This is a genomic window from Luteibacter rhizovicinus DSM 16549, from assembly GCF_001887595.1.
Classification (GTDB): Bacteria; Pseudomonadota; Gammaproteobacteria; order Xanthomonadales; family Rhodanobacteraceae; genus Luteibacter; species Luteibacter rhizovicinus.
Window position 1 is genome coordinate 1093603 of the sequence record NZ_CP017480.1, and the last position, 25545, is coordinate 1119147.

At 66.0% G+C, this 25545-nt stretch carries 16 protein-coding genes; 2 read left to right on the forward strand and 14 right to left on the reverse strand.

Features of this window, described 5'->3' with window-relative positions:
• Positions 1-3: 3 nt before the first annotated feature.
• From BJI69_RS05115 to BJI69_RS05175, 13 genes are all read right to left on the reverse strand, one after another.
• Positions 4-780 carry a hypothetical protein gene (locus BJI69_RS05115; protein ID WP_046966911.1) on the reverse strand — a complete coding sequence of 259 codons (777 nt, stop codon included), beginning with the start codon at positions 778-780 and terminating at the stop codon, positions 4-6.
• Positions 777-1373, reverse strand: coding sequence for a type II secretion system protein GspM (gene gspM / locus BJI69_RS05120; RefSeq protein ID WP_046966929.1), 597 nt, complete (start codon positions 1371-1373; stop codon positions 777-779). The genes BJI69_RS05115 and gspM overlap by 4 nt, the downstream gene beginning before the upstream one ends.
• Positions 1360-2595, reverse strand: a complete 1236-nt coding sequence (locus tag BJI69_RS05125) for a PilN domain-containing protein (protein ID WP_071924880.1) — start codon at positions 2593-2595, stop codon at positions 1360-1362. Before BJI69_RS05125 ends, gspM begins: the two co-directional genes overlap by 14 nt.
• Positions 2592-3446 carry a type II secretion system minor pseudopilin gene (locus tag BJI69_RS05130; protein WP_046966912.1) on the reverse strand — a complete coding sequence of 285 codons (855 nt, stop codon included), beginning with the start codon at positions 3444-3446 and terminating at the stop codon, positions 2592-2594. Before BJI69_RS05130 ends, BJI69_RS05125 begins: the two co-directional genes overlap by 4 nt.
• Positions 3443-4108, reverse strand: coding sequence for a prepilin-type N-terminal cleavage/methylation domain-containing protein (locus BJI69_RS05135; RefSeq protein WP_046966913.1), 666 nt, complete (start codon positions 4106-4108; stop codon positions 3443-3445). The genes BJI69_RS05130 and BJI69_RS05135 overlap by 4 nt, the downstream gene beginning before the upstream one ends.
• Positions 4105-4524, reverse strand: a complete 420-nt coding sequence (locus BJI69_RS05140) for a prepilin-type N-terminal cleavage/methylation domain-containing protein (protein ID WP_244465230.1) — start codon at positions 4522-4524, stop codon at positions 4105-4107. The genes BJI69_RS05135 and BJI69_RS05140 overlap by 4 nt, the downstream gene beginning before the upstream one ends.
• The gene (locus BJI69_RS05145; RefSeq protein ID WP_046966915.1) at positions 4521-4961 is read right to left on the reverse strand and encodes a GspH/FimT family protein; all 441 of its coding nucleotides are present in this window, start codon (positions 4959-4961) and stop codon (positions 4521-4523) included. The genes BJI69_RS05140 and BJI69_RS05145 overlap by 4 nt, the downstream gene beginning before the upstream one ends.
• Before the next feature lie 15 nt (positions 4962-4976).
• The gene (locus BJI69_RS05150) at positions 4977-5345 is read right to left on the reverse strand and encodes a type II secretion system protein GspG (protein ID WP_046966931.1); all 369 of its coding nucleotides are present in this window, start codon (positions 5343-5345) and stop codon (positions 4977-4979) included.
• Positions 5346-5428: 83 nt separating this feature from the next.
• A complete protein-coding gene (gene gspF / locus BJI69_RS05155) occupies positions 5429-6646 on the reverse strand; it encodes a type II secretion system inner membrane protein GspF (RefSeq protein WP_046966916.1) in 1218 nt (405 codons plus the stop codon).
• 8 nt (positions 6647-6654) lie between these two features.
• Positions 6655-8370: a type II secretion system ATPase GspE gene (gene gspE / locus BJI69_RS05160; protein WP_244465231.1), complete on the reverse strand. Its 1716-nt coding sequence runs from the start codon at positions 8368-8370 to the stop codon at positions 6655-6657.
• A gap of 205 nt (positions 8371-8575) precedes the next feature.
• A complete protein-coding gene (locus BJI69_RS05165) occupies positions 8576-16225 on the reverse strand; it encodes an ESPR-type extended signal peptide-containing protein (RefSeq protein WP_071924882.1) in 7650 nt (2549 codons plus the stop codon).
• Between the two features lie 223 nt (positions 16226-16448).
• Complete coding sequence (locus BJI69_RS05170; RefSeq protein ID WP_052767086.1) at positions 16449-18413, reverse strand: PA domain-containing protein; 1965 nt, start codon at positions 18411-18413, stop codon at positions 16449-16451.
• Positions 18410-18856, reverse strand: a complete 447-nt coding sequence (locus BJI69_RS05175) for a post-PEP-CTERM-1 domain-containing protein (RefSeq protein ID WP_052767087.1) — start codon at positions 18854-18856, stop codon at positions 18410-18412. Before BJI69_RS05175 ends, BJI69_RS05170 begins: the two co-directional genes overlap by 4 nt.
• A 520-nt stretch (positions 18857-19376) precedes the next feature.
• Between BJI69_RS05175 and BJI69_RS05180 the strand changes: the two genes are divergently transcribed.
• Positions 19377-20162 carry a TatD family hydrolase gene (locus BJI69_RS05180; RefSeq protein WP_046966919.1) on the forward strand — a complete coding sequence of 262 codons (786 nt, stop codon included), beginning with the start codon at positions 19377-19379 and terminating at the stop codon, positions 20160-20162.
• 30 nt (positions 20163-20192) lie between these two features.
• Here the strand turns inward: BJI69_RS05180 and BJI69_RS05185 are convergent, their stop codons facing one another.
• Positions 20193-21851 (reverse strand): Na+/H+ antiporter, encoded by a 1659-nt coding sequence (locus BJI69_RS05185; protein WP_046966920.1) that lies wholly within the window; start codon positions 21849-21851, stop codon positions 20193-20195.
• Between the two features lie 449 nt (positions 21852-22300).
• Here BJI69_RS05185 and BJI69_RS05190 point away from each other — a divergent pair, with 449 nt between their 5' ends.
• Positions 22301-25360 (forward strand): TonB-dependent receptor, encoded by a 3060-nt coding sequence (locus BJI69_RS05190; RefSeq protein WP_046966921.1) that lies wholly within the window; start codon positions 22301-22303, stop codon positions 25358-25360.
• Positions 25361-25545 lie beyond the last annotated feature (185 nt).

Sequence of the window (25545 nt, forward strand, 5' to 3'; positions counted from 1 at the left end):
GCCCTACTGCGAGTCCTGCGCTTGCTGCCGCTGTTGTTGTTGCTCCATGCGGCGCTTCTGTACTGCTTGTTTCAACGCTTCGATCCTGGCCTGCTGAAGCGCGCTGTCGTCCTGCCTCGGCGGCGTATCGCGCGCCGCCGCGGCGGGAGGTCGCGGCAACGCGGGGCCAGTCATGCCGGTGCCGGAGACCTGCTCCACGTGCACGCCACCGCCCGAAGGCGCCGGCGCGTTGCGCGGTGGTTGCGAAGGCTGTCCCGGCGCCGGTGCACCGCCTCGCGAGGCATCCTTCGTCAAGGCTTCGGGCGCCGCGACCTTCAACGTCAGCTCGCGGCGTTCGCCGCCATTGTCGAAGATGGCGCTACGAGGGGTGAGCGAGGCCAGCGTCCAGTGTCCATCAGCCAGCGGCGAACCTTCCTTGACGCGCACCGTCATGTCCTTGCCGCGATCTCGCAGCAAGGCCATGCGCAGGCCCGAGGTCATGATGATGCCCGTGAGTTCGAGATCACCGATGTTGCTCGACGAGTCGTCAGTGTCCGCGACGGCCGGCGGCTTGCGATCGGCCATGAAGAGAGGCCGTTGCCAAACCTCCGCATAGCGGTTCAACGGTGACGTCGGTGGCATCACCGCGGCTCGCAGTGGCGGCAAGGCTTCCGGCGCCGCCGGATCGTCCCAGCGCACGCCCTGCCCGATGCCCATGACGAACGAGGCCGCGGTACATGCCAGCGCGAGCGCGACGATGGCCAGGATCGGGGTCAGTCGACGTTGACCGGCGGCATTCATGTGGCCGCCTTTGCCGCGCGCGCGGCATGAATGTATCCGGACACGGTGAACTGCACTTCCATCGGTGCGGCGGCACCGGATCGCGCGGCTACCGGATTGCGATAGATACTGAAGTCTTCGATGAAGAGGTAAGGCGTCTCGTCCTCGATATCGTGGAGGACGGCTGTCATCGGCTGCATCTGGCACCGCAGGCTGATGTTCACGGTGACCTTCCGGTAAGGATCGCCTGCCTTCTCCTGGCTCGGCACGGGCATCTTCTGTACGACGTCGCAGGCGCCATCTTCCTTGTGCGCGGCCGCGACATCGACGATGCGTTGCATGAGGCCTGCGGCGGCGGCGTTCGTGTCGTCACCGGCGAGGAAGGCATCGCTCCGTGTCTGGCCCTGCTCCAGCGTGGCCAGGCGTTTCTCCAGTTGGGGGCGCTCCGCGATAGCGGCGGCGTAGCGGCGCTGCGTATCGCGCAGGTCGTCCATGTCCGCGGCAATCGTCAGCTGCGGGGCCACGAACCACCAGTGGACCAGCGCGACATAGCCGATGGCGACAGCGACGACCAGCAGCACGATCGCGGCAACGCGGGACTCAGCGGGCTTCATGCGCACGGGCGTCCTCCTTCGGCGCGGTGGAGACGGCAGCCGCCTTCGTCGATGCGGACGCGGGTGCCGGAGCGCTCGTCGCCTTTGCAGGCGCCGCCGCATCGGGCTTCGGCATCAGTGCCTTCGCCTGCATATAAAAGCGTTCCTTGCCGGACGTGGGATCAGCCTGGATGGTGCCCTGGAAGCTCGGCTCGCCGATGCTGCGAGCGCCCTTCAGTGCGTCGATGAGGCGGGCGGCCTGCGGACTCTGACCCTGGAAGCCGATCTGACCGGTGGCATTGAGCGTGAAGCGCTCGAGCCAGGTGTCGTCGGGCAGGCGATGAGTGAGTTCATCGAGGACGGGCAGAATCGACGGCGATTCACTCTTGCGACGCACGAGAAAGCCCGAGGCGCCGGCGCTGTCCATCAGCCGCTGACGCAGCGCCTTGACCCGCTGTGCGTCGGACTGCATGGCCTCGACATCGGCGCGCATGGTATCCAGCGCGACCTGGCGGTTGTGCAGCCAGGCTGCCATGGCGCCGAGCAGCAGAAGCACGATGGCGGCGACGAGCGCGAGATTCAGGCGACGACGACGATCGACCCGTCGTGGCGCGCGCGTCGGCGGCAAGAGGTCCACGCCGGCCAGCTGGTAGCCGAGCGGCACATCGACGCGGTCCGGTGCGACCCGGAGCGCCGTGAGTTCGTCGAGCAAGGGATCGAGGGAAGCCCGCGGTGTGGCCGCGAGTTCGGCGACGAAACGCCCCTCGGGGCCGCCCTCCCCCAACTCGCGTACGCCGAAGTGGATGTCTTCGGCGCGGAAGGGCGTCTGTCGGTCGATGTCGTAGCCGACGACCTGGCGCAGGTTGTCGCGGGCGGCGACCGGGAGTACCAGACGACGTCGGAGCACCTGGGCCGCCGGCATGAGCAGGGCGATACGGCGATCGGCAGGATCACACTCGCCCAGGGCACGCGCCAGCAGGGCAGCGCGATGGTCGACGGTGTCGGTGTCGTAGGCATCCGCGATGGACAGGCTCTCGCCCGCTCGCCGGAGTTGCCACGCACCTTCGCCGCGTTCGAGGACGTACCAGCGCTCGCCGCCAGCGAAGGCCTGTCGCCAGCGGACGGGCAGCAGCGCCGACAACTCGCCACCCCACCAGCGCAGAAAGCCCGGCAGCGCGCTGCCACGCCAGGCACGGCGCAGGCGGTCGAGCTGGAGTTGGGAGGCGTCCTGCAAAGCGGTCATTCAACATCTCCTTCGCGCCAACGCAGTATCGCGTAGGGCTGATTACCGGATCTTATCCCACGTAGTCGGATGGTCGATGTAAGGAAACTACGGGTCCCGTCGTCAAGGATGGCCTCCGCACGTATCGTGTGCGTGACACCGTTGCCGCCGGCGACCGAAGCGCCATTGGCCTGGCCGCGGGTCGCCAGGATCGCCGCGGCACCGGCGTCGCCCAGGCCGGGTATCGACGCCAGCGCGAGTGGCTGTGCGTGTTCCGTATTCGGTCGCTCGCGGCCCGACCAGATGGTCAGCACCGGTGCGACAGCGGTCCAGATCGCCGGGTCCATGCCGAGCACCATCCGCGCTTCCTCGACCGTGGCAAACGGGCCGTTTCGTGGACCGTAACCGAGGCCCGCAGCGTCGTACTGGGGCTTCTTCGCGCCGTTGGGCGAAGCGGCGTCTCCGGGGCGGCGCCAGTCCTGGATGGCCGCGGACAAGCTTTTCGCCTTATCGTCGTTGGCACCGGCGGCCTTGAACAAACCGGTCAGTACCTGATCGGAGGCGGCATTGAGATCCACCTTGCCGTCTTCGTCCACCACGGTGATGTTGACGGTGGCGTCGTCAAACACGAACACGTAGGGTCGCCCGTCAGCGATCCAGCGTGCGTCGGGGTCGGTCGTTTGCAAACCCTCGATGGCGCGGACCATACCCGCCTCCGCGGCGTAATGCGCACGCGTCTGCGCGAACTGGTAGCGCGCCTGCAAGCCTTCGGTTCGCGCCAGCGCGGCAAAGCCGCCCAACATGATGGCCAGCAGCGTGCAGCCCCAGAGGACGATGAGCAGAGCGACGCCGCGTGTACGTGCACGCTTCATCGGATCACCTGCCCGCGTGTGCCACGCGTCAGGGAAAGACCATTGCGCGAGGCCGATGCGTCGATGCGGATCGGCGCGACCAGGGTGGGGAACACCACGTTGCCGCCCACCTCGAGCTCGACACGGACCAGCGACGGTGTTCGCCGGCCATCGTCCCAGCTGTCCTGCCAGTCGCCGGGTCGATTCTGGTCGTCCATGCCGCGATAGGAGAGGGACCCTTTGCGGATGCCGCGAAGCAGCACCTGGGGCTCCCCGATCGGCTGCGGCGCGCCGCCGTCCGGTGGCAGCATCGCCAGCGTCACTTCGAGGCGAAGGCTCTGGCGGCCGTCGTCGACCAGGGCGACCGTCTGCAGCTGCGGCCCCAGTTTTGAAAGATAGCCCGGCATGGGCGCGACATACCGCAGGGTACGCGACGTACCGGAGAACACGATGGGCTCGCCATCGTCCGTCTCATCGAAGGGCACGGCGAGCGCCTGAGCCAGTTCGCTGCGAAGGAAGCCCTGCGCGGAGCGGATCTCGTCCATGCGTTCGATCGCCTGGTCGCCGCTGCGCACGATTCGCGACGCCGTGCTGATGCCCGAATACACGCCGAGCAGCACGAGCGACAGCAAGGCCAGCGCCGCGAGTACTTCCATCAGGCTGAAGCCGTTCGTGCGCCTCATGGCGAACCATCCGTGTTCGCGCCGCCCATGCGCAGCGTGGAGAACCGCGCATGACGCAAGTTGTCGTCCGCTCCCCACATGACGTCCAGGTCCAGTCGATACACGCGGCTGGCGACGACTCCGTCCGTCGGGGGTTTCGCGTCTGGCGTGACATAGCGGGTCACGTTCATGTGCCAGCGATAAATATCGTCGAAGCGCCCGTCGCTATCGCCCTCGCGCAACGGCTCCATGACGAAAGCGCCATCGAGCAGCGTGCGTGCACGCAGCGCCGCCTGGGTGCGCTCGTTGGCACGGGCCGTGAGGCTCATCGAACTGCCTGCAACCTGCATGAGCGCGGCGAACGCGATGGCGAGGATGGCGATGGCGGCGATGATCTCGAGCAGGCTGAAACCACGTTGGTGACCGGGGCGCGTCACTTCGAATCCACCACACTGACCGCGCCGGTCAGCCATGCCACGTTGACGTGCCACTCGCGGGTTCCGCGCGTCAGCGTGACCCGGCCACCCGTCGAACTGCCATCGGGAAAGAAGCGAATACGACCCGTGGTCGCGTTGGCCTGGTCCTCGCGTGCACTGGTGATTGCGACGCGCATGTCCTTGGGCAAGGCGACGACCGACTTGCCTGGCGGTTTATAGGACGAGGACGAGGTATCTACTTCGAGGGCCAGGCTTTCGCCCTTGACGATCGACTGCGCGCGCGTCCAGCGCAATGCAGCGGCCAGCTCGCCACTCGCGGCGTTGACGCGCGCGCTGGCGAGACCCTGGGTAATCGGAATCGAGACCGCCGCCGCCGCGATCGCGATCAGCAGGATCACGGCCAGCATTTCGAACAGCGTGAATCCGCGCGTATGCATGGCCGTGCAGGTCGCTTACTGCCAGTTGCCGACGTCGGCGGAATAGCCGTCGCCGCCGGCCTTGCCGTCCTGGCCGTAGAACACCAGGTCGAAGCTGCCGTGTTCACCGGGGTAGCGATAACCGAAGGCATGGCCCCACGGATCCTTCAGGTCCGATTCCTTCGCATACGGGCCCTGCCAGTTCTGCGCGTCGCCCGGCTTGGCAACGAGGTCGCCCAACTCGTGCGGCGGGGCGCCATTGTCGAGTGCGTAGTTTTCGACCTTCTGGCCGAGAGTGACCAGCTGTGCCTTGCCCGCGCCGTACTTGCCCTTGTCGACGTTCTTGCCGACCTGGGTCACGACGATGGCGCCGATGATGCCGATCAGGACGATGACGGCGAGCATTTCGAGCAGCGTAAAGCCGCGGGATTGGCGGGGTCGAAGCGTACGTGTCACGCGCATGGCAGAGCTCCTTGGAACGAATACGGTCAGTTGATATTGCTGGTGAGGCTGAGAAGCGGCAGCAGGATCGCCGCCATGATGAAGGCGACCATGACGGTCATAACGATGGTGAGTGCCGGCACCAGGGCTGCGAGCAGGCGATCGATGGCCCGCTTGGCTTCGATGTCGAACGTATCGGCGACCTTGAGAAGCATGGTGTCCAGCGCGCCGGCTTCCTCGCCGACCTGGATCATCTGCAAGGCAAGGCGGGGAAAGCGCTCGGTCTGTGAGAGCGAGCTGCCGAGGCCGGCGCCCCCCTTGACGCGTTCCGCCGCCTGTTCCAGCGCAAGGTCGAGCGCCCGGTTACCGGTCACCTGCCGGGCAATGGCCAGCGACGAAAGCAGGGGTACGCCGTTCTTCAGTAGTGTGCCCAGGGTGCGCGCGATGCGTGCCGTTTCCACCTTGAGCAGCAGTGGCCCGGAGACCCGCATGGTCAGCAGGCGTGCGTGGAAGGCCAACCTGGCGTCGGGATCGCGAAGGCGCAGGCGAATGAAAATACCCAGGATGAACAACGCGATCCCGACCGCCCACCACCAATCGCTGATGACCGTACCAAGCGCCAGAACCACCTTGGTAATGAGCGGGATCGGCACCTGCATGTCGGCGAAGATCGGCACGAACTGCGGCACGACGTAAGCGAGCAGCAACACCAGCGAGCCGAGCACGCCGACCATGAGGAAGGCAGGATAGATCAACGCATTGATGATGCTGCCGCGCAGGGCTTGCGCCCGCTCCAGGTAATCGGCGAGTCGGCGTAGCGTCTCGTCGAGCGAACCACCCGCTTCACCGGCTCGGACGAGGCTGACGTACAGGCGCGGAAAAACACCGTTCTCTTCGTCCAGCGCCGTCGACAGCGTGGTGCCACCACGGACCCGATCGCGTACGCGCTCAACGAGGTTTTTCGCCCGTTCGCCTTCGGGCAGATCGAGCAGGATGCCCAGCGCGCGATCCAGCGGCTGGCCAGCGCTGAGCAGGGTCGCGAGCTGGTGCGTGAACTGGGCCAGCTGATCGCCGGTGAAAACGCCTTTGCGGAACAGCGCCGCGAAGCCGCCGCCGCTCGCGGCGCCCTCGGCGGGCGCTGCTTCCAGTGGCGTATGGCCCTGGTCCTGCAGGCGTGCGACCACGTCTTCCACCGACGCGGCTTCCATCCGGCCGGTGAGCGCTTCGCCGGCGGCGCTGATAGCTCGATAACGGAACTGGCTCATGGCAGGGCCTAGGATTCCTGGGTGACGCGAAGGACTTCTTCAATCGTCGTGACGCCCGCCACCGCTTTGGCCAGGCCATCTTCGTACATCGTGCGCATACCTTCGGCGCGCGCGAGTCGCTCGATTTCGCCGGCGTCGGATCGCTGCATCACCAGGCGACGGAGCGGATCGCTCATCACCAGGAATTCCATGATGGCGCGGCGGCCGCGGTATCCGGTCGGATTGGTCGCACTGGTACCGGGCTTCCACAGGCGGATCGGCCGCTCGTCGGTGTATTTGTGCAGTTCGAACTGCTCGACGACCTCGGGCAGCGCCTCGTAGGGAATCGCCGTTTCCGGATCCAGGCGGCGCACCAGTCGCTGGGCGAGGATGCCGTTCACCGTCGAGCCGAGCAGGTAATCTTCCACGCCCATGTCGAGCAGGCGCGTGATACCGCCGGAAGCGCTGTTGGTATGCAGCGTGGACAGCACCAGATGTCCCGTCAGGGCGGACTGGATCGCGATGCGGCAGGTTTCCAGATCGCGCATTTCGCCGATCATGATGACGTCCGGATCCTGGCGGACGATGGAGCGCAGCGCACCGGTGAAATCGAGGCCGATCTGCGGCTTCACCTGGATCTGGTTGATGCCCTCGATCTGGTATTCGACCGGGTCTTCGACCGTGATGATCTTCACGTCGGGTGTGTTGATCTGCGACAGCGCGGTATATAGCGTGGTCGTCTTGCCCGAGCCGGTCGGCCCGGTCACCAGCAGGATGCCGTGCGGGCGGTCGAGCACCTCGACGAAGCGGTCGCGGAAGTTGTCGGTGAAGCCCAGCGAGGCGAAATCGAAAACGATCGACTCACGATCCAGGATACGCATCACCACCGACTCGCCGAAGCTCGTCGGCACCGTGGACACGCGCAGGTCCAGCTCCTTGCCCTGAACGCGCAACTGGATGCGACCGTCCTGGGGCAGCCGCCGCTCGGCGATGTTGAGGCGGGCCATGATCTTGACGCGAGAGATGACAGCGGCCGTGGAACTCGACGGCGGCGCTTCGACTTCATGCAGCACGCCGTCGATGCGATAGCGCACCTTGAGGCGGTTCTCAAAGGGCTCGATATGCACGTCCGACGCCCGTTGTTCCACGGCACGCTGGAGAATCAGGTTGACCAGGCGGATCACCGGCGCTTCCGATGCGAGGTCGCGCAGGTGCTCGACGTCATCCTCCTCGGTGGCGTTGCCATCGAGGCTTTCGACGATGCTGCCCATGGCCGAGCGGCCCTGGCCGTAGTAGCGCTCGATCAGGCCGTCGATTTCCGAACGCAGCCCGACGCGCAGCGGCAGGTCGCGACCCGTGGCCAGCCTCACCGCCTGCAGCGGGTAAGGATCAGCCGGGTCGGCAACCAGCAGGGCCAGGCCGTCCTCGCCTTCACGCACGGGCGTGACGTGGTACTGCTTGAGAAAGCGTACCGACAGTTCGATGTCCGCGGGCGGAAGGTCCGGGGCATCCTTGGCCGCCAGCAGGGTCAGGCCGAGCAGTTCGGCCCAGGCGTCGGCCAGATCTCGCTCCGATACCAGGCCCAGACGGGCCATCAGCGAGGTAAGGGTGCCCTCCGGCGTCTCGTCGTGCAGGCGCCGGGCCCGCGCGAGGTCGGTGTCCTTAAGGCGGCCGTGCGCCACCAGGTGCGCGCAGACCTGAGCTTCTCCGGGTTCACCGGTCAGCATATCCCTATGCTCAGTCATCGCAGACATGCCTTCCTCACGGTCCGTTAAAGCGGTCGATCCACGCGATCGTTCCTGACCGCGCGGGCCGCTATTGGTAGCACATACCGTGCGTCGACGGCGACCGTGAATCCCGTGTTCCGCGACGTGGCGCAACAAGAGGAAGCCGGCGTCGCCGCCGGCTTCCGCGCCCTACGGGCGTACCCGTAGGATTTCGCTGGGCTGATTACCAGCCGATGCCTACGCCAACGCCTCCCGAAGTCTCACCGCCGCTGATCGCGGCACCGAAGGTCAGGGCCGCCTTGGGACTGAGGCTGCGCGAGAAACCGACCGACATCGCACCCTGCCCCTTGTAGCCGCCGACGCCCACGCCGAGCCGGTTGTCGCCGTTGACGCTCTGCGTGCTGAAGGCCATCTGCGACATCGCCGCGCCCATGGCGCCCACCTTGTTCAGGCGGTCGTTGAGGTTGCTGAAGCGGTGATCGACCTCGCGCTTGTACTCATCGAAGGCACCGCCACTCACGACATCGCCGAACTTCTGGTCGGTGTACTGCTTGGCGCTGTTCAGGGTGGCCGCGTCGCCCTGGTCCGCGTAGGTCTTGGCGGTGGCTACCGCCTGATCCACCTGGCTGACGTTGGCGGCATCCGTGCCCGCCGTGCCCGCGGCGACGTTGGTGATGCGCCGTTCGGCGCCCACCGCACCCACCGAGACCGTATTGGCCTGGTCGGCCACCGAGCCGGCGCCGAGGGCCACGCTGTTGGTCGCCGCCGCCGTCACCGTCGCACCGTTGCCGACCGCCGTGCCGTTGTCGGCACCCACGCTGGCGTTATTACCCACGGCAATGTCGGTCGGGTCCTTGGCGTAGCTACCCGTGCCGATCGCGATGCCGTTGCCCGTTCCGGGAACCACGGCCTGTGCCGTCACCGGCGCCGCAGCGGCGACAGGTGCGACGGCGGCCGACGTGACAGCCGGTGTGACAGCTGCCGCCATCACTCCCTGCGTACTCGTCGAAGCGGACGTCGCCGCGACGTCGTTGCGGCGAATCGGCGTCGTCCCCGTGCCGGTCCCACCCGTCGACTTCGACTCCAGATTGCCGACACGGCTGTTCAACGAGGTCAGGGCGCCGTCCAGGGCGCCGACCGCGTCGCCGACCGTGCCGTACGAGCCACCCTGCACCCGATAGACCGGACCGACGAAGCCATTGGCACCCATCGTCGCGCCACCACCGAGGGCCATCGCTACGGCGTTGCCGGCGGCATTCGAGGTCCCCGCGAAGGCACCCGACAGTGCCGTATTCAACTGGCCGAGGTTGACCGCGTCCGTGGTCTGCGTACCAGCGGCCACGTTGGTGATCTGGCGGTTGTTCGCCGCGCTGCCCACCGACACCGTGTTAGCCCGGGTCGCAAGCGATCCATTGCCGAGGGCGACCGAATTGACGCCCAGGGCCCTGGCACTGTCGCCGATGGCCGTGGCACCCGCCGCACCGGCGTTGGCCGCGGCACCGATCGCCGTCGACGACTCCTTGCTCGCCGTGGCGAAGGCACCGTTGGCGGTAGAGAGATCGCCGCTCGCGCTGCTTCCTGCGCCCGTCGCGATGGCCAGTTGGCCCGTAGCACTCGCATCGTCCGAGCCGTCGGCCGCGCCCGTCGCCGAGACGTAGTGGCTGGCGCTGCTCACACTGTCGGACAGCGTATTCAGCTGCTGCACGTTGACGGCATCCGTACCCTGCACGCCCGCCGCGACATTGGTGATCTGCCGCTCGCTACCGCGGTCACCCACCGACACGGTATTGGCGCGGGTGGCAAGCGAGTTCGAGCCCAGGGCGACGCTGTTGGGGGCGGCGCTCTGCACCGTGCTATTGGCGCCGATGGCGACACCGTTCGCGCCGAAGGCCGTCGAGAAGTCACCCACCGCGACACTGCTGGCACCGGATGCCCAGCTATTGATACCCAGCGCGGTCGCGTTTCCACCCGGCGCATAGGCAAAGTAGCCCAGCGCCGTACTGCCAACACCCTCGGCAGCAGCCACGCCACCGAGTGCCGTCGCGTAGTCCGCCGTGGCCTGGGCACCCGCACCGAAGGCGGCGGCACTGTCGCCCGTCGCACCGGTATAGATGAGACCGACGCCGGGCAAGTTGCTCGGCCCACCGACCGCAACGGAACCCGCACCCGAAGCCGTCGTCGATGTACCCACGGCGGTCGAATAATCGCCGGTGGCATTGGCGACGGCGCCCAGGGCGGTCGACTGCGCGCCGCTGGCATAGGCGCCCACGCCGACCGAGGTCGCCGCGAACCCGCCTGCCTGCGCGCTCGCGCCGACGGCCGTGCCGCCGACAGCTGCACTGGTCGCGCCTGTGTCGATGGGATTGCCGTTATTGTCGGAGATCAAAGGATTGCCGTCTTCGTCCACGGCCACGCCGCCGACCGCGACACTACCCGGGCCGTTGGCCTGGGCACCGGCGCCATAGGCGGCGCTGTTCTGGCCTGTGGCGACGCTACCGAAGCCATTCGCCGTCGCATTCGTCCCTGTCGCGACCGCACCGCTGCCGGTTGCCGTGGCGCCGTCGGCACCAGCGAAAGCACCCGAGCCGGACGCCGTCGCGTACTGGCCCGTCGCCTGTGCATCATCGGAACCGTCGTTCAATCCATTGGCTTTGAAATAGCGCGTTGCCCCGCTCACCGACGAATCGAGCTGACCCTTGTTCACTGCATCGGTATCTTCCGTGCCAGCGGCGACATTCGTGATCTGCCGCTCGCTACCTGCCGAACCGACCGACACACTGTTCGCCCGATCGGCCAACGAACTGGCGCCGAGTGCCACCGAATTGGCTGCGGACGCATAGGACGACTCACCAATCGCCGTGCTGCTCGCGCCATCGGCCCAGCTGTTCCAGCCGAGTGCCGTGGCGTAGTCGCTGGTCGCCCAGGCACCTGCACCGAAGGCGGACGCGCCGAGACCGGTCGCCTGGGCGGGGATGAAACCGAAGAACGTGCTCCCACCGACCGCGACACTTTCATCGCCCGTGGCTTGCGCGCTTTCGCCAACCGACACGCTGCTTGCGCCGGTCGCCGCACTCTGCGTACCGACCGCGGTCGACAGAGCGCCCGTCGCATTGGCGACGGCACCAACCGCGGTGGCCTGGGCGCCGCTTGCGTAGGCACCGACGCCGAACGAGGAAGCGGCGAAACCACCGGCCTGTGCACTCGCGCCCACCGCCGTACCGCCCACGCCCGCGCTGGTCGCGCCGGTGTCGACCGGCACACCGCCATTGGTGATCAACGGATTGCCGTCTTCGTCCACGGCCACGCCGCCGACCGCGACACTACCCGGGCCGTTGGCCTGGGCACCGGCGCCATAGGCGGCGCTGTTCTGGCCCGTGGCGACGCTACCGTAGCCATTCGCCGTCGCGTTCGTGCCGCTCGCCACCGCACCGCTGCCGGTCGCCGTGGCGCCATCCGCACCAGCGAAAGCACCCGAGCCGGACGCCGTCGCGTACTGGCCCGTCGCCTGTGCATCATCGGAACCGTCGTTCAATCCATTGGCTTTGAAATAGCGCGTCGCCCCGCTCACCGACGAATCGAGCTGACCCTTGTTCACTGCATCGGTATCTTCCGTGCCCGCCGCGACATTCGTGATCTGCCGTTCGCTACCTACCGAACCGACCGACACACTGTTCGCCCGATCTGCCAACGAACTGGCGCCGAGTGCCACCGAATTGGCTGCGGACGCATAGGACGACTCACCAATCGCCGTGCTGCTCGCGCCATCGGCCCAGCTGTTCCAGCCGAGCGCCGTGGCGTAGTCGTTGGTCGCCCACGCACCTGCACCGAAGGCGGACGCGCCGAGACCGGTCGCCTGGGCGGGGATGAAACCGAAGAACGTGCTGCCACCCACGGCGACACTTTCATCACCGGTAGCCTGCGCGCTTTCACCGACCGACACGCTGCTCGCACCGGTCGCTGCACTCTGCGTACCAACTGCCGTCGAGAGAGCGCCAGTGGCATTCGCCACCGCGCCGACCGCCGTCGCCTGCGCACCACTCGCATACGCACCGACACCGAACGAGGACGCGGCAAAACCACCGGCCTGTGCACTCGCACCGACCGCCGTTCCGCCCACACCCGCGCTGGTCGCGCCGGTATCGACCGGCACACCGCCGTTCGTGATCAACGGATTGCCGTCTTCGTCCACAGCGACACCGCCGACCGCGACACTACCCGGGCCGTTGGCCTGGGCACCGGCGCCATAGGCGGCGCTGTTCTGGCCCGTCGCTACGCTACCGTAGCCATTCGCCGTCGCGTTCGTGCCGCTCGCCACCGCACCGCTTCCGGTTGCCGTGGCGCCGTCAGCACCAGCGAAAGCACCGGAACCCGAAGCCGTAGCGTATTGACCGATTGCCTGCGCGTCGTCGGAACCGTCGTTAAGTCCATTCGCCTTGAAGTAGCGTGTCGCTCCGCTCACCGAACTATCGAGCTGGCCCTTGTTCACCGCATCGGTGTCCTGCGTACCGGCGGCGACGTTGGTGATCTGCCTTTCACTTCCTGCCGCACCTACCGAGACGGTGTTCGCCCGATCGGCCAGCGAACTCGCACCCAGCGCAACAGAATTGGCTGCGGACGCATAAGACGACTCACCGATCGCCGTGCTGCTCGCGCCATCGGCCCAGCTGTTCCAGCCGAGCGCCGTCGCGTAATCATTGGTTGCCCAGGCGCCGGCACCAAAAGCCGACGCTCCGAGACCGGTGGCCTGCGCCGGAATGAAGCCGAAGAACGTGCTGCCACCCACGGCAACACTTTCATCACCCGTCGCCTGTGCGCTTTCACCGACCGAGACGCTGCTTGCGCCGGTGGCCGCACTCTGCGTGCCGACGGCTGTCGACAGCGCACCGGTCGCATTCGCAACCGCGCCCACTGCCGTGGCCTGCGCACCACTCGCATACGCACCGACGCCGAACGAAGAAGCCGCAAAGCCGCTCGCCTGCGAGCTGGCGCCCACCGCCGTACCGCCCACGCCCGCGCTGGTCGCGCCGGTGTCGACCGGCACGCCGCCATTGGTGATCAGCGGATTGCCGTCTTCGTCCACAGCGACACCGCCGACGGCGACACTACCCGGTCCGTTCGCTTGCGCACCGGCACCATAGGCCGCGCTGCTCTGACCCGTCGCGACGCTACCGTAGCCATTCGCCGTCGCATTCGTGCCGGTCGCCACTGCACCGCTGCCGGTTGCCGTGGCGCCGTCGGCGCCAGCGAAAGCACCCGAACCCGACGCGGTAGCGAACTGGCCCGTCGCCTGCGCATCATCGGAACCGTCGTTCAAACCGTTCGCCTTGAAATAGCGCGTCGCGCCACTCACCGACGAATCGAGCTGACCCTTGTTGACCGCATCGGTATCTTCGGTGCCCGCCGCGACATTCGTGATCTGCCGCTCACTACCGACATCACCCACCGAGACGGTGTTTGCACGATCGGTGTACGAGCTTGCACCGAGCGCGACGGAATTCGCCGCACCTGCAAGCGCCGATTCGCCGATGGCCGTACTGCTCAGGCCGTCGGCCCAGCTGTTCCAACCGAGCGCCGTCGCGTAGTCGTTGGTCGCCCATGCGCCTGCGCCGAAGGCGGATGCCCCCGTACCCGTCGCTTGTGCGGGAATGAAGCCGAAGAAGGTGCTTCCACCGACCGCGACACTTTCATCACCCGTGGCCTGTGCGCTTTCACCGACCGAGACGCTGCTTGCGCCGGTGGCTGCACTCTGCGTACCGACGGCTGTCGACAGCGCACCGGTCGCATTGGCGACCGCACCGACGGCTGTCGCCTGCGCGCCACTCGCATACGCACCGACGCCGAACGAAGAGGCCGCAAAGCCGCTCGCCTGCGAGCTGGCGCCCACCGCCGTACCGCCCACGCCCGCGCTGGTCGCGCCGGTGTCGACCGGCACACCGCCGTTCGTGATCAACGGATTGCCGTCTTCGTCCACGGCCACGCCGCCGACCGCGACACTACCCGGGCCGTTGGCCTGCGCACCCGCACCATAGGCCGCGCTGTTCTGACCCGTGGCGACGCTACCGAAGCCATTCGCCGTCGCATTCGTGGCGGTCGCCACTGCACCGCTGCCGGTTGCCGTGGCGCCATCGGCACCGGCAAAGGCACCGGAGCCGGAAGCCGTCGCGTACTGGCCGATCGCCTGCGCATCGTCGCTTCCGTCGCTGAGCCCGTTCGCCTTGAAGTAGTGACTCGCGTCGCTGACCCCGCCGGCTACGGCATCGAGCTGGCCTTTGTTTACCGCGTCGGTGGCTTCGGTGCCTGCGGCGACATTCGCGATCTGACGTTTATGACCCGCCGAACCCACCGAAACAGTGTTATCTCGGTCCGCCGTCGAATCGGCGCCCAGTGCTATCGAGTTCTCACCCAGCGCCCAGGCGTTCGCACCGAGCGCCGTCGCGTTATTGCCCAGCGCCCAGCTGTTCGTGCCGACGGCGACGGCGTTCGCACTCTCCAGGCCAAACAGACCGAAACCGGTTTCAGCAAAATTGCCGATCGCCACACTACCCTCGCCGGAGGCGCTTGCGCCCGCACCGATCGCGGTCGATCCCGCGCTGTACGCCGTCGAGCCAAACCCGTTGGCGACGGATTGGTCACCCGCCGCCGTCGCCTGCGAACCACTGGCGGTCGAGAAGTCACCGAGCGCGTTGGCTACCGCGCCGACCGCGGTCGATTGTGCACCGCTCGCATACGCGCCAACGCCGAACGACGATGCTGCGAATCCCCCCGCCTGTGCACTGGCACCAACGGCGGTTCCGCCAACTCCCGCGCTGGTTGCACCGGTGTCCACGGGCACCCCGCCATTCGTGATCAAGGGATTGCCGGACGCGTCGACCGCGACACCGCCGACGGCGACGCTACCCGGACCATTCGCCTGCGCACCCGCACCGTACGCCGCGCTGTTCTGCCCCGAAGCGACGCTGCCGTAGCCATTCGCCGTAGCGTTCGTACCGGTCGCTACCGATCCACTACCGGTCGCCGTGGCGCCATCGGCGCCGGCAAAAGCACCGGAGCCGGATGCCGTCGCGTACTGACCCGTGGCTTGCGCGTCATCGGAACCGTCTTTCAGCCCGTTCGCCTTGAAGTAATGTGCAGCATCACGGGTGTCGTCGGCGAGCTGGTCAACGCGCGTCGATACACCATCGACACGCGTCGACAGCGTATCGACCCGCGTCGAGACACCGCTCACCGACGTCGAGACCTTATCAAGCTGCCGCTTGTTGACCGCATCGGTGGACTGCGTGCCATCGGCGACGTTCACCAACTGACGTTCTTCGTTGACCTTGCCGATCGACACCGTGTTGGCGCGATTGGCGACCGATCCATCGCCGAGGGCGACGGAGTTCTTCGCCGTGGCGCTCGCGTCCGTGCCGAAGGCGGAACTGGCCGATCCGCTGGCAAATGAGGATTCGCCGATCGCAACGCTGTCCGTGCCGGTGGCGCGGGCGTTCTGGCCCAGCGCCGTCGACCACGCGCCGGACGACTGGGCATTTTGTCCGAGTGCGACGCTGTAATCGCCGCTGCTGTTCGCTGCCGTGCCGACCGCCGTGCTGTAGTTGCCGGCAGCCTTGCTCGAGGTACCGCAGGCAAAGGCATCGTCGCCCTTGGCGACCGGCGCCTTGCCCTGGATACCGAGCAGATAGCCACCGCATACGTTGCCTGCCTGAGCGGGCGCGCTACCCAGCGCCAGCATCACGCCGGCTGCCAGTGGAAGCGCGGCCATCGCGGCGCGCAGGCGTCGGGAGGCACCACCCTTTCCATTCGCGCGTGCCAGCTCCGACGCCACGACCAGGATGCCGAGCGATTTGTTCCAGACCTTGCTGTAGATGGTATTCACGTGAACCTTCCTCCCAGATGTCCGCTTGTTAGCGATCGATGCGCGGGCGCGCGGCGCGCGGCCCATCGCCAGTCCGTCGCGACCGCGGCGGACGAGATATTCCGAAGACAGGAAGGCAAGCGCCGTCCGGCCGTCCAAACGTTGTGTCAGTTCCCCTGCCCGCGACGCGGGCCCCCACGAAGGTCGAGGCCCCGGCGAACCGGGGCCTCTTCCAGGTCATGCGTCAGAGCGTGTACGCGCCCAGCACACTCACGCCGGAGTACGCCTTCTCACCCTTCACGGTCAGCGTCCACACGCCGGCCGCCGGTTTGGTGGCCGTGAACGGCTCACTGTTACCCGGACGATTCGGCTGTGCCTTCACCACACCCTTCGGATCGGTCACCGAGATCGACACGTCACCCGAGCCACCGTAGGTGCGCAGGGTCAGCGTCTTCGCGTTGGCCGGTACCGTGAGCTGGTACGCCGTCGTCGCACTGGCTGCACCCTTCTGGTTGTTCAGCGCGATGTTGTTGGCGAGCACGATCGCCGGCGGTGCCGGCGGCGGACCGAATGCGGCGTACTGCTTCGCCGTCTCCGCGTCGGACAGGCACGCGTTGAGGCTCGACGCCTGGCCGGCGGTGATCAAGCCGGCGGCGGCAAGCTGCGCCTCGTACGCTCTGACGCCCGCACGATAGGTGCCGACGTCGGCGGCGTTGGCGGCGAGGATCTTCGCGTTGGCGATCACGTTGGCACCGATGATCATGCCGCCCGGCACGAGCTTCGGAATGCCGGTGTCGCAGGTGAGCAGCAACTGGTTGCTGCGGTCGATGCCCCAGCCGATGTCCTGGAACAGCGCCGGCCCCAGGTCGAGGTCGATTTCCCCTCGCAGATCCTGGCTGATGGCGTATTCCATGATCGCGTTCGGCGTCAGGCGTGTGTCGTAGTGCGAGAACGACGACCCCGGCGAGAGCACGGCCGGCGCATAGATGAGCACACCGTCCGCGTTCGTTCCGGACAGACCGGTGCCCTTACCGACGGTGCCGGTGAGACCGGCGAGGTTGGCCTTCAGCGTGTTGCCGTCGGTCTGGCTCACCAGGATCACTGGGATGTTCACCGGCGACGTGGGTGTGCCACCCGGCGTCACTGCGGCAGGCTGGTTGTTTGCGAGCAACACGGCGCTGGCACCGGCCGCCTGGGCGTTGAGCGCCTTGGTGGCGAAGTCGCAGGTACCGCGATCGATCAGGGCCGTCTTGCCGGCAATGGCGGAGGCGTTGGTGATGGCGGCGCAACCGTCGTTCGGCGTGGCCTGCACCACGGCACCGGAGAAGTTCGCCGCGGTGGCCGTCGGACCGAAGCTGGCCTGGGCATACAGGTAATCGCCGGCGGCAGCAGCCGGGGCGGTCACGCGGTACACGTCGGGCTGACCCAGGGCCAGAGGCGCCTCGGCAATGACGGTCGCACCGGAGAACGCAAGATGGCCATCGTCGAGGGCGGCCGTCACGCGCTGAGCCGGGGTCAGGTCGTCCCACAACGTGCCGTTATGTTTGACGAAGAAACCGTAGATGTTCGGGAACGAGCCCGGGCCGCCCGGGAAGTCCTCGCCAGTGCTGAGGTCCGTGAGGTCCAGGAAACCAAGGCCATGCGACATCTCGTGCAACACGACGTTGAGGAAATCGATCTGGCCGGCCGGTACCTGGTGATCCAGACCCATGTACCACTTCGAACCTTCGATACAACCGGGCTGACCCAGTGCGCCGTTGAACTGGCTCTGGATGTCGGCTTCGGCCGGGCTCAGATCCTGGTTAGCCAATGAATTGGCCTCTGCCACGGTGTACCAGATGTTTGCCTTGGCGCCCGCGGGAAGGCTGGTGGGATCGAAAGTGAACACTTCCAACGGACCGGAAGAACCGAGCACACCGCCGGTCGCATCGCATTCGAGCGGCTCGAAGGTGGCGTTGTTGACGATGGTGATGTTGCTCTTCAGGTACGCGCCGTGGATGTCCGCCGCGAACTGGAAGACGTTGAGCGCCTGTTGACCGAAGGTCGTGCCTGGATTGCCTCCCACGGGTGTGGCCGGGGTGTGGTCGTCGAGACCCTGGCCGGTGCCGATGTCCTGGTTGACGATCTTGATCTCGGCGGCGCTGGCGCTCATGGCGCCAAACAGACCGGCTGCGAGAAGGGCTGAATAGAGAAGGCCGCGGCGGATCATCGTGTCACCTCCGGTGCCTTGGGCGCGACCTGGGCGCCGTGATCGTCATGGTGGATGCTGATGGAACCGTCCGCCGCACGTGTGGCGACGACGCTGCTCATCCGCTCCTGGGGCAGGCGCATTCCGGTGGCTTTGCCGCCGCTGGAAAGGTTGACCTTGCGGATCGTCTGTTTCGCGTCGGCATTGGTGCGCGGTTGCGTGGAGAGCGAGGACACCCGGCTCTGCCGCGCCTGGAACGCCTTGGAATAGGCGGCCCGCTCCGCATCGGTCGGCGCGCGAATCGCTCCGGTCACCGGATCGATGGCGACCTGCTGCCCTGCCTGAACCGCGCGGACTTTCGGCGTGGCCTGGTTTTGCGGTGTGTCGGCGGCCTGGGCCGCTCCCACCATAAGCATGCCCGTCAGCACGAGGCCGATGGCCTGTGCCAGTGTTCGTGAAGTCATTACGCATACCTCCCTAGTGCGGCGCCGGGACCCCTCCCTGCACGCCAGCCGACGAAGGCCCCCTCGCCGGCGCAAACACTTGAAGGATTCGACGTTCCCCTCAACGCAAAATCCGAAAACGGTTATGGCGCGGTGAAGCCCAGGTTCGGCGGTGCGACGAGCACCCTCGCGGCGTTGCGGTTTACCATCTGCATGTCCCCTTGCCCGTGGTACTGCCTGCCGACGACCGGTTGCCGGCCGCCTTCCCTTTGACGCCTCTTGCGTGCGTCCCTGCCCGTACATTGAGATCCATCTGAGTGCTCCCTGAGCGTCGTCTTCTTGACGTCCGTCTCTGGAACCTAGCAGTAGGAAAATACGAACGTCAATATTTTGACGATAACTTTTTGATGGCCAAACGGCCGATGCGGGAAAACCCGCATTGGCACGTTCAGACTGTCGTTTGATGTTTTAATTCATGGTCTTGCGTATCAATAACGCTTGGCTGTCACGTTCAAACCCCTGTCCCAAAGCGAAAGAAATCATGGACTTGATCGATATCGGCGCCAACCTGACCCACGAATCCTTTCGTCAAGATCTTGACGATGTGCTCGCTCGCGCCACCGCGCATGGCGTCGGCAGAATGGTCGTCACGGGCGCCTCGCGTGAGGGAAGCGAGCACGCGTTCGAACTGGCCCGGGGGAGCAAGGGTCGCCTCTACGCGACGGCTGGCGTCCATCCGCACCATGCCGTCGACTACGACGACGCGACCGATGCCGTCATCCGGCAACTGGCCCGCGAGCCGGAGGTCCGTGCGGTCGGCGAGACCGGGCTGGACTACAACCGCAACTACTCACCGCGCGATATCCAGAGAGTCGTTTTCGAACGGCAGCTGGAGATCGCCGCCGACGTGGGCAAGCCGCTGTTCCTGCACCAGCGTGACGCGCACCACGACTTCCTCGCCATCCTGAAGCGCTATCGCGACCGCGTTCCCGCCGTGGTCGTGCATTGCTTCACGGACACCGAAGAGGCACTGCGCGACTATCTCGACCTGGATTGCCACATCGGCATCACCGGATGGATATGCGACGAGCGTCGCGGTGTGCATCTGCGTGAACTGGTCAGGCTGATACCGGCCAACCGGCTGATGCTCGAGACCGACGCGCCCTACCTGCTGCCGAGGACCGTACGCCCCATGCCGAAGGATCGGCGTAACGAGCCGATGTATCTCGCGCACATTCGTGATGAGGTGGCGCGTGATCGGGGAGAATCGAAGGAAGCATTGACCGAGGCGAGCGTACGGACGACCGAGGCATTTTTTGGGCTTTGAGGCGAGCACCCTTCGCCGATGAATCGGCTCCTACCCCGAATGCAGACCCGTCAACGACGCTTCGGCAAGATCGATCTCGTGCACCAACGTACGCAACGTATCGTCGTTGATCTCATGACTGCGACGAAGGTTGTACAACTCACGACGCTCGGCGCGCAGCGCGGCCAGGCGCATGACACGCTCCGTGCCTGCTTCCGCGCGTGCCTTCTCCGGTACATCCCCCGCTTCGCCGGCCGCTTCGAGACGCTGCTGGTAGTCGGCCATGACGCGTGAGGCCACGCGCGAGGCCAGCGCAATCGCGTTGACGTCGCCGCTCTCGTCGACGCGTTGCTGCTCATCGGCGATACCGCGCAAGGCCGCCTCGGCCGAAAGGGCGCGCGCCTTGCGTTCTTCACGCACGCGCGGATCCTCGCCCGGGATCTTCAGCCCCTTGACGGCCAGCGGCAAGCCGATCGCGCCGATCACCAGCGTACAAAGAATCACGCCGCTCGCCAGCAGGATCATCAGGTGCCGCACGGGAAACGGAACGCCCTCACTCTTCATCAAGGGAAGCGACAGCACGCCGGCCATCGTTATCGCGCCGCGGACCCCGGCAAGAGCCGAGGTCCAGACCATGCGCGTGCCTACCTTCGGGCGCTTTTCGCCGCGATGCAGGGCACGCATCAGGACAAAGCGCAGCGACACCCAGACCCAGATGAAGCGCAGGATGACCAGGACCAGGGTGATCGCGAAGACGTAGGCGAGCAGGTACCAGAGTTCACCACCACCGGCCTGCGCCAGATCGCCCTTGGCACCATCGATGATCCCCGGCAGCTGCAGGCCAAGCAGAAGGAAGATCAGGCCGTTGAACGTGAACTCCACCATCGACCACACCGCACCGTTCTGCATGCGCGTGGCGACGTAGCCACCCTTCAGGACATCGGTGTAGTTCATCGTCATGCCGGCGGCCACGGCGGCGAGAATGCCGGAGACACCGAAGTGCTCGGCAAGCAGGTACGCCGCGAAGGGAAGAAGCAGGAGCAAGGCCACCTGGCTGGCCGGATCCACCTCGCCGCTCCAGCGAACCAGCCGCCGTCGGAAGATGCCGAAGGTGTAGCTGACCAGCACGCCGGCGAGGATGCCGCCCAGGGCCATCACCGCGAAGTCCGTCGATGCCCTGGCCAGGGAGAACCTGCCCGTGACCTCGGCCGCCACGGCGAACTGCAGGGCGACCAGTCCGGAGGCATCGTTGAGCAGCGCCTCGCCCGACAAGACGTGCATCAGCCGCGAGGGAATCGGGGTCGCACCGGTGATCGAGGTGACCGCCACGGCATCGGTGGGAGAGAGCACGGCTGCCAGGGCGAAGGCCACGGCCAGCGGTACGGTCGGAATCATCCAGTGGACGAAGTAGCCCACCCCCAGGATCGTGAAGAAGACCAGCCCCACGGCGAGCGCCAGGATGGGCCCGCGCAGTAGAAACAATTCGCGCTTGGGGATACGCCAGCCATCGGCAAACAGCAGGGGCGGAATGAACAGCAGGAAGAACAGTTCGTGATCGAATTCCACGTCCATGCCGAACGGGCGGGCGAGCAAGGCGCCCAGCGCGATCTGCAAGATCGGGAGGGGAAGCCGGACAGGCAGGATGCGGACGATGGCGCCGGACAGGGCGACCACGAGCAGGAGGACGAGGATCGTGATGACTAGGGCCATCCGTCCACGTTAAACGGGGCGTGTCGGAACAGGCAAGGCGAACGGAATTCGGGCCGCACTATTTTGCGATTCACACCGCAATTACTTGCTTAGGACTTATTCCTATTGTTACGAGGTACAGCAGTACTTTACGTTGTTTTCACGCGCCGTTTCGGTGCCGTCGACAGCTCGCCTCAGGGGACATGATGAGCGGGTGCGACTTTCGCCAGGGATGACGTCTTGCACGATCTTTTTGGGGAGCAAAAAGCACATGCCACACCACGCCATCGCGCGCACCCCTTTCGATTGACGACGTGACGCCGCCCGCCCGGTAAGAGGCGTTCGGCCGAACGAAAAATTTTTCCGTTGGTTCTCCGCCCGCCGGTCTTCGGCGGAACGTCCGCGTGCCGCGCGGATGCGGGCAGCCTCACCCGTTTATTCGTCACGCGTTTTTTCAGGAGGGACGTTCCATGCAGTACGCAAACCGTTCATTCGCGCCGCCGCGTCGCAAGCTCGCGCTTGCCGTGGCTTTCGCCGTATCCATCGGCGGTGCCGGCGCGGCCTTGGCGCAGAGCAACGCCACCGGCGCCATCTTCGGCTCCGCCGCGCCTGGTGATGTTGTCCATATCGAGAATACGGACAACGGCCTGCGCCGCGACATCACCGTCGATGCTGGCGGCCGCTATCGCGCCAACTCGCTGCCCATCGGCACCTATACCGTCTCGCTGTTGCACAACGGCACGGTCGTCGATTCGCACAAGGGCGTGCAGACCCAGATCAGCCAGGGTACGGACGTCTCGTTCGCCGCTGCCGCCGCCGGCGCCAGCGATGCCACCAACCTCGGCAGCGTCCAGGTCACCGCCAACACCCTGCCCAGCATCGACGTCAGCTCGGTCGACTCGCGCACCGTGCTGACCGCCGACCAGCTGTCCAAGCTGCCGATCGCCCGCACCTCGATCAGCTCGATCGCCCTGCTCGCCCCGGGTACCACGCCTGCCGTACGCGGTTACGGCAACGCACTGTCCTTCGGTGGCTCGTCGGCTTCCGAGAACGGCTACTACATCAACGGTTTCCAGGCGACCAACCCGCTGACCGGCGTGAGCTCGCGCCAGTTGCCGTACGACGCGATCGATCAGGAGCAGGTACTGATCGGCGGCTACGGCGCGGAATACGGCCGCTCCACCGGCGGCGTGATCAACGTCGTCTCCAAGCGCGGTACGAACGAGTGGAAGGGCGACGTCCAGGTGTTCTGGTCGCCGGATAGCCTGAACCAGCAGCCGCGCAACGTGAATCTGCGCGACGGCACCCCTTACCAGAAGGGCAACCTCTACGCCCTGCGTAACAACGAGAACCTGCAGTACTCCGGCTCCATCGGCGGTGCACTGATCAAGGACAAGTTGTTCATCTTCGCCGCGGCGGACTGGATTCGGAACTCCGGCGACTACACCGGTCCGAACACGACCAGCGACGACGAGCATGATGTCGCCAAGACCAAGCGTTGGTTGACCAAGATCGACTGGAACATCACCGACAACAACATCCTCGAGTTCACCGGCATCGGCGACACCGAGACGAACGACCAGTCCATCAGCGCCTATAGCTATCAGACCGGTCGCGGCGATTATCTGGGCCACGTCTATACGAAGAACTACAACGGCACGCAGACCAACGCGACGCCGGGCGGCAATACGTACATCGGCCACTACACCGGCTATATCACCGATGACCTGACGGTCAACGCGATGTACGGCCGGTCGCATTCCGACCATAGCCAGAACATCACCTCGGCGACAGGCCAGAATTGCCCGACCATCACCGACAACCGTACCGAGTTCAAGAGCAATCCGCAGACCGGTTGCACCGTTGGCGGCTCGACCTTCCTCCTCCCTGGCGCAGAAGACAGCAGCCATGGCTGGAGCGCCAACATCGAATATCGCATCGGCGATCACGATCTCCGTGGCGGTGTCGACAACTACGTGCTGCGTGCCGAGTCCGGCGCTCTTCCGACGGGCGGTACCGGCTGGATCTATGCGGACGTCGGCGACGGCTCCTCCATCAAGAGCCGCCTGACCAACCTCGGTCTCGATCCCGCCCTGTACAACCCGGCTAACTTTGCCAACGGCTATTACGCCGAATCCACGGCACTCAGCACGGGTACCTCGGCCCGTACCAACCAGCGTTCGCAGTTCATCGAAGACAACTGGCAGATCACGGATCGCTGGCATGGCTACGTCGGCCTGCGTAACGAGCAGTTCACCAACTACAACGGCAGCGGCCAAGCCTACGCCAGCGCGCGTCACCAGCTCGATCCGCGCCTGGGTGCGTCATGGGACGTCTACGGCGACAGCTCGCTGAAGATCTACGCCAATGCCGGCCGTTACCATCTCGGCCTGCCGACCTCGGTCGCGATCCGCGGCGCCGGCCCGTCGACCTTCCCGTCGTCGTACTACGGTTTCACCGGTATCGATCCGACCACCGGCGTGCCGACCGGCCTTGTCGCGGGTCCGTATTCCGCCAACTACAACAAGAACGGCGCCAACGGCATTCCGCCGGATGCGAAGACCGTATCGGCCCAGGGCCTGCACTCGTATTACCAGGATGAGTACATCTTCGGTGTCGACCAGCAGCTCGACAACAACTGGGTGGTCGGCGCGAAAGCCATGTACCGTCGCCTGCGCAGCCTGATCGACGATACCTGCGACTCGGCACCGCTCCAGGAATGGGGTGACGAGAACGGCCTGCACGACGAAGTGAAGGCGGGTATCGGCCGCAGCACGGGTTGCTGGCTGTACAACCCGGGCCGCGCGAACACGTTCACCGTATCGCCGGCCGATGGCCAGTACCTGAGCGTGCCGCTGACCGCCGACGCCATCGGTGAGCCGCGGGCCAAGCGCGCGTACTACATGCTCGACCTGTACGCCGAACACCAGTTCAGCGACCACTGGTACGCGAAGATCGACTACACCTACTCGCGTAGCTACGGCAACTCCGAAGGCCAGCTCGATTCCAATATCGTCCAGGCCGACGTGTCGACCACCGAGAGCTGGGACTTCCCGGCCATCATGGAAAACACCAACGGCAATCTGCCGAACGACCAGAAGCACCAGCTGCGCATCTACGGCACCTACGCGCCGACGGATGAGTGGGCATTCTCGACCGTCACCCGTATTGCGTCGGGCTACCCGGTCAGCTGCATCGGCGTCCGTCCGGACTCCGCCGGTGGCGACCCGTACGAATACGGCAACAGCTACTTCTACTGCAATGGCGAGCCCGCCAAGCGCGGCACCTTCGGCCGCACGCCGTGGACGTACAACGTGGACCTGAGCGCCGCCTGGAAGCCGGCTTTCGCCGACCACAAGCTGACGCTCTCGGCCGACGTATTCAACGCCCTTGGCAAGCAGCGCGTGACCCAGTTCTACGAGATCGGCGACACCGCCGCCGGCGACCCGAACCCGAACTACAAGCGTGCCCGTTCCTTCTCGGACCCGCGCACTGTTCGCCTGGGAGCTCGTTACGACTTCACGCTGTAACCGAACCGCTTAGCTTTATCGCATAACAACAACAGCAAGCATTTCCCCGGATATTGGCCGCTCCAGATGGAGCGGCCTTTTTTTGCCTGTGGGAGCCGATTCGCCTTTCCTTTCGATGCAGGAGCGGCTTCATCGGCGAGCAGCCTTGCGAAAAGCGATCCCCTCTTGCGACATACGGCAGCCTG

Bases quoted from the DNA above. Each gene is read 5' to 3' on its own strand.
- BJI69_RS05115 (WP_046966911.1), bottom strand. From the start codon at position 780: ATGAATGCCGCCGGTCAACGTCGACTGACCCCGATCCTGGCCATCGTC.
- BJI69_RS05170 (WP_052767086.1), bottom strand. From the start codon at position 18,413: ATGATCCGCCGCGGCCTTCTCTATTCAGCCCTTCTCGCAGCCGGTCTG.
- gspF (WP_046966916.1), bottom strand. From the start codon at position 6,646: ATGAGCCAGTTCCGTTATCGAGCTATCAGCGCCGCCGGCGAAGCGCTC.
- BJI69_RS05175 (WP_052767087.1), bottom strand. From the start codon at position 18,856: ATGACTTCACGAACACTGGCACAGGCCATCGGCCTCGTGCTGACGGGC.
- BJI69_RS05185 (WP_046966920.1), bottom strand. From the start codon at position 21,851: ATGGCCCTAGTCATCACGATCCTCGTCCTCCTGCTCGTGGTCGCCCTG.
- BJI69_RS05125 (WP_071924880.1), bottom strand. From the start codon at position 2,595: ATGACCGCTTTGCAGGACGCCTCCCAACTCCAGCTCGACCGCCTGCGC.
- BJI69_RS05145 (WP_046966915.1), bottom strand. From the start codon at position 4,961: ATGCATACGCGCGGATTCACGCTGTTCGAAATGCTGGCCGTGATCCTG.
- BJI69_RS05135 (WP_046966913.1), bottom strand. From the start codon at position 4,108: ATGAGGCGCACGAACGGCTTCAGCCTGATGGAAGTACTCGCGGCGCTG.
- BJI69_RS05130 (WP_046966912.1), bottom strand. From the start codon at position 3,446: ATGAAGCGTGCACGTACACGCGGCGTCGCTCTGCTCATCGTCCTCTGG.
- gspM (WP_046966929.1), bottom strand. From the start codon at position 1,373: ATGAAGCCCGCTGAGTCCCGCGTTGCCGCGATCGTGCTGCTGGTCGTC.
- gspE (WP_244465231.1), bottom strand. From the start codon at position 8,370: ATGACTGAGCATAGGGATATGCTGACCGGTGAACCCGGAGAAGCTCAG.
- BJI69_RS05190 (WP_046966921.1), top strand. From the start codon at position 22,301: ATGCAGTACGCAAACCGTTCATTCGCGCCGCCGCGTCGCAAGCTCGCG.
- BJI69_RS05180 (WP_046966919.1), top strand. From the start codon at position 19,377: ATGGACTTGATCGATATCGGCGCCAACCTGACCCACGAATCCTTTCGT.
- BJI69_RS05150 (WP_046966931.1), bottom strand. From the start codon at position 5,345: ATGCTCGCCGTCATCGTCCTGATCGGCATCATCGGCGCCATCGTCGTG.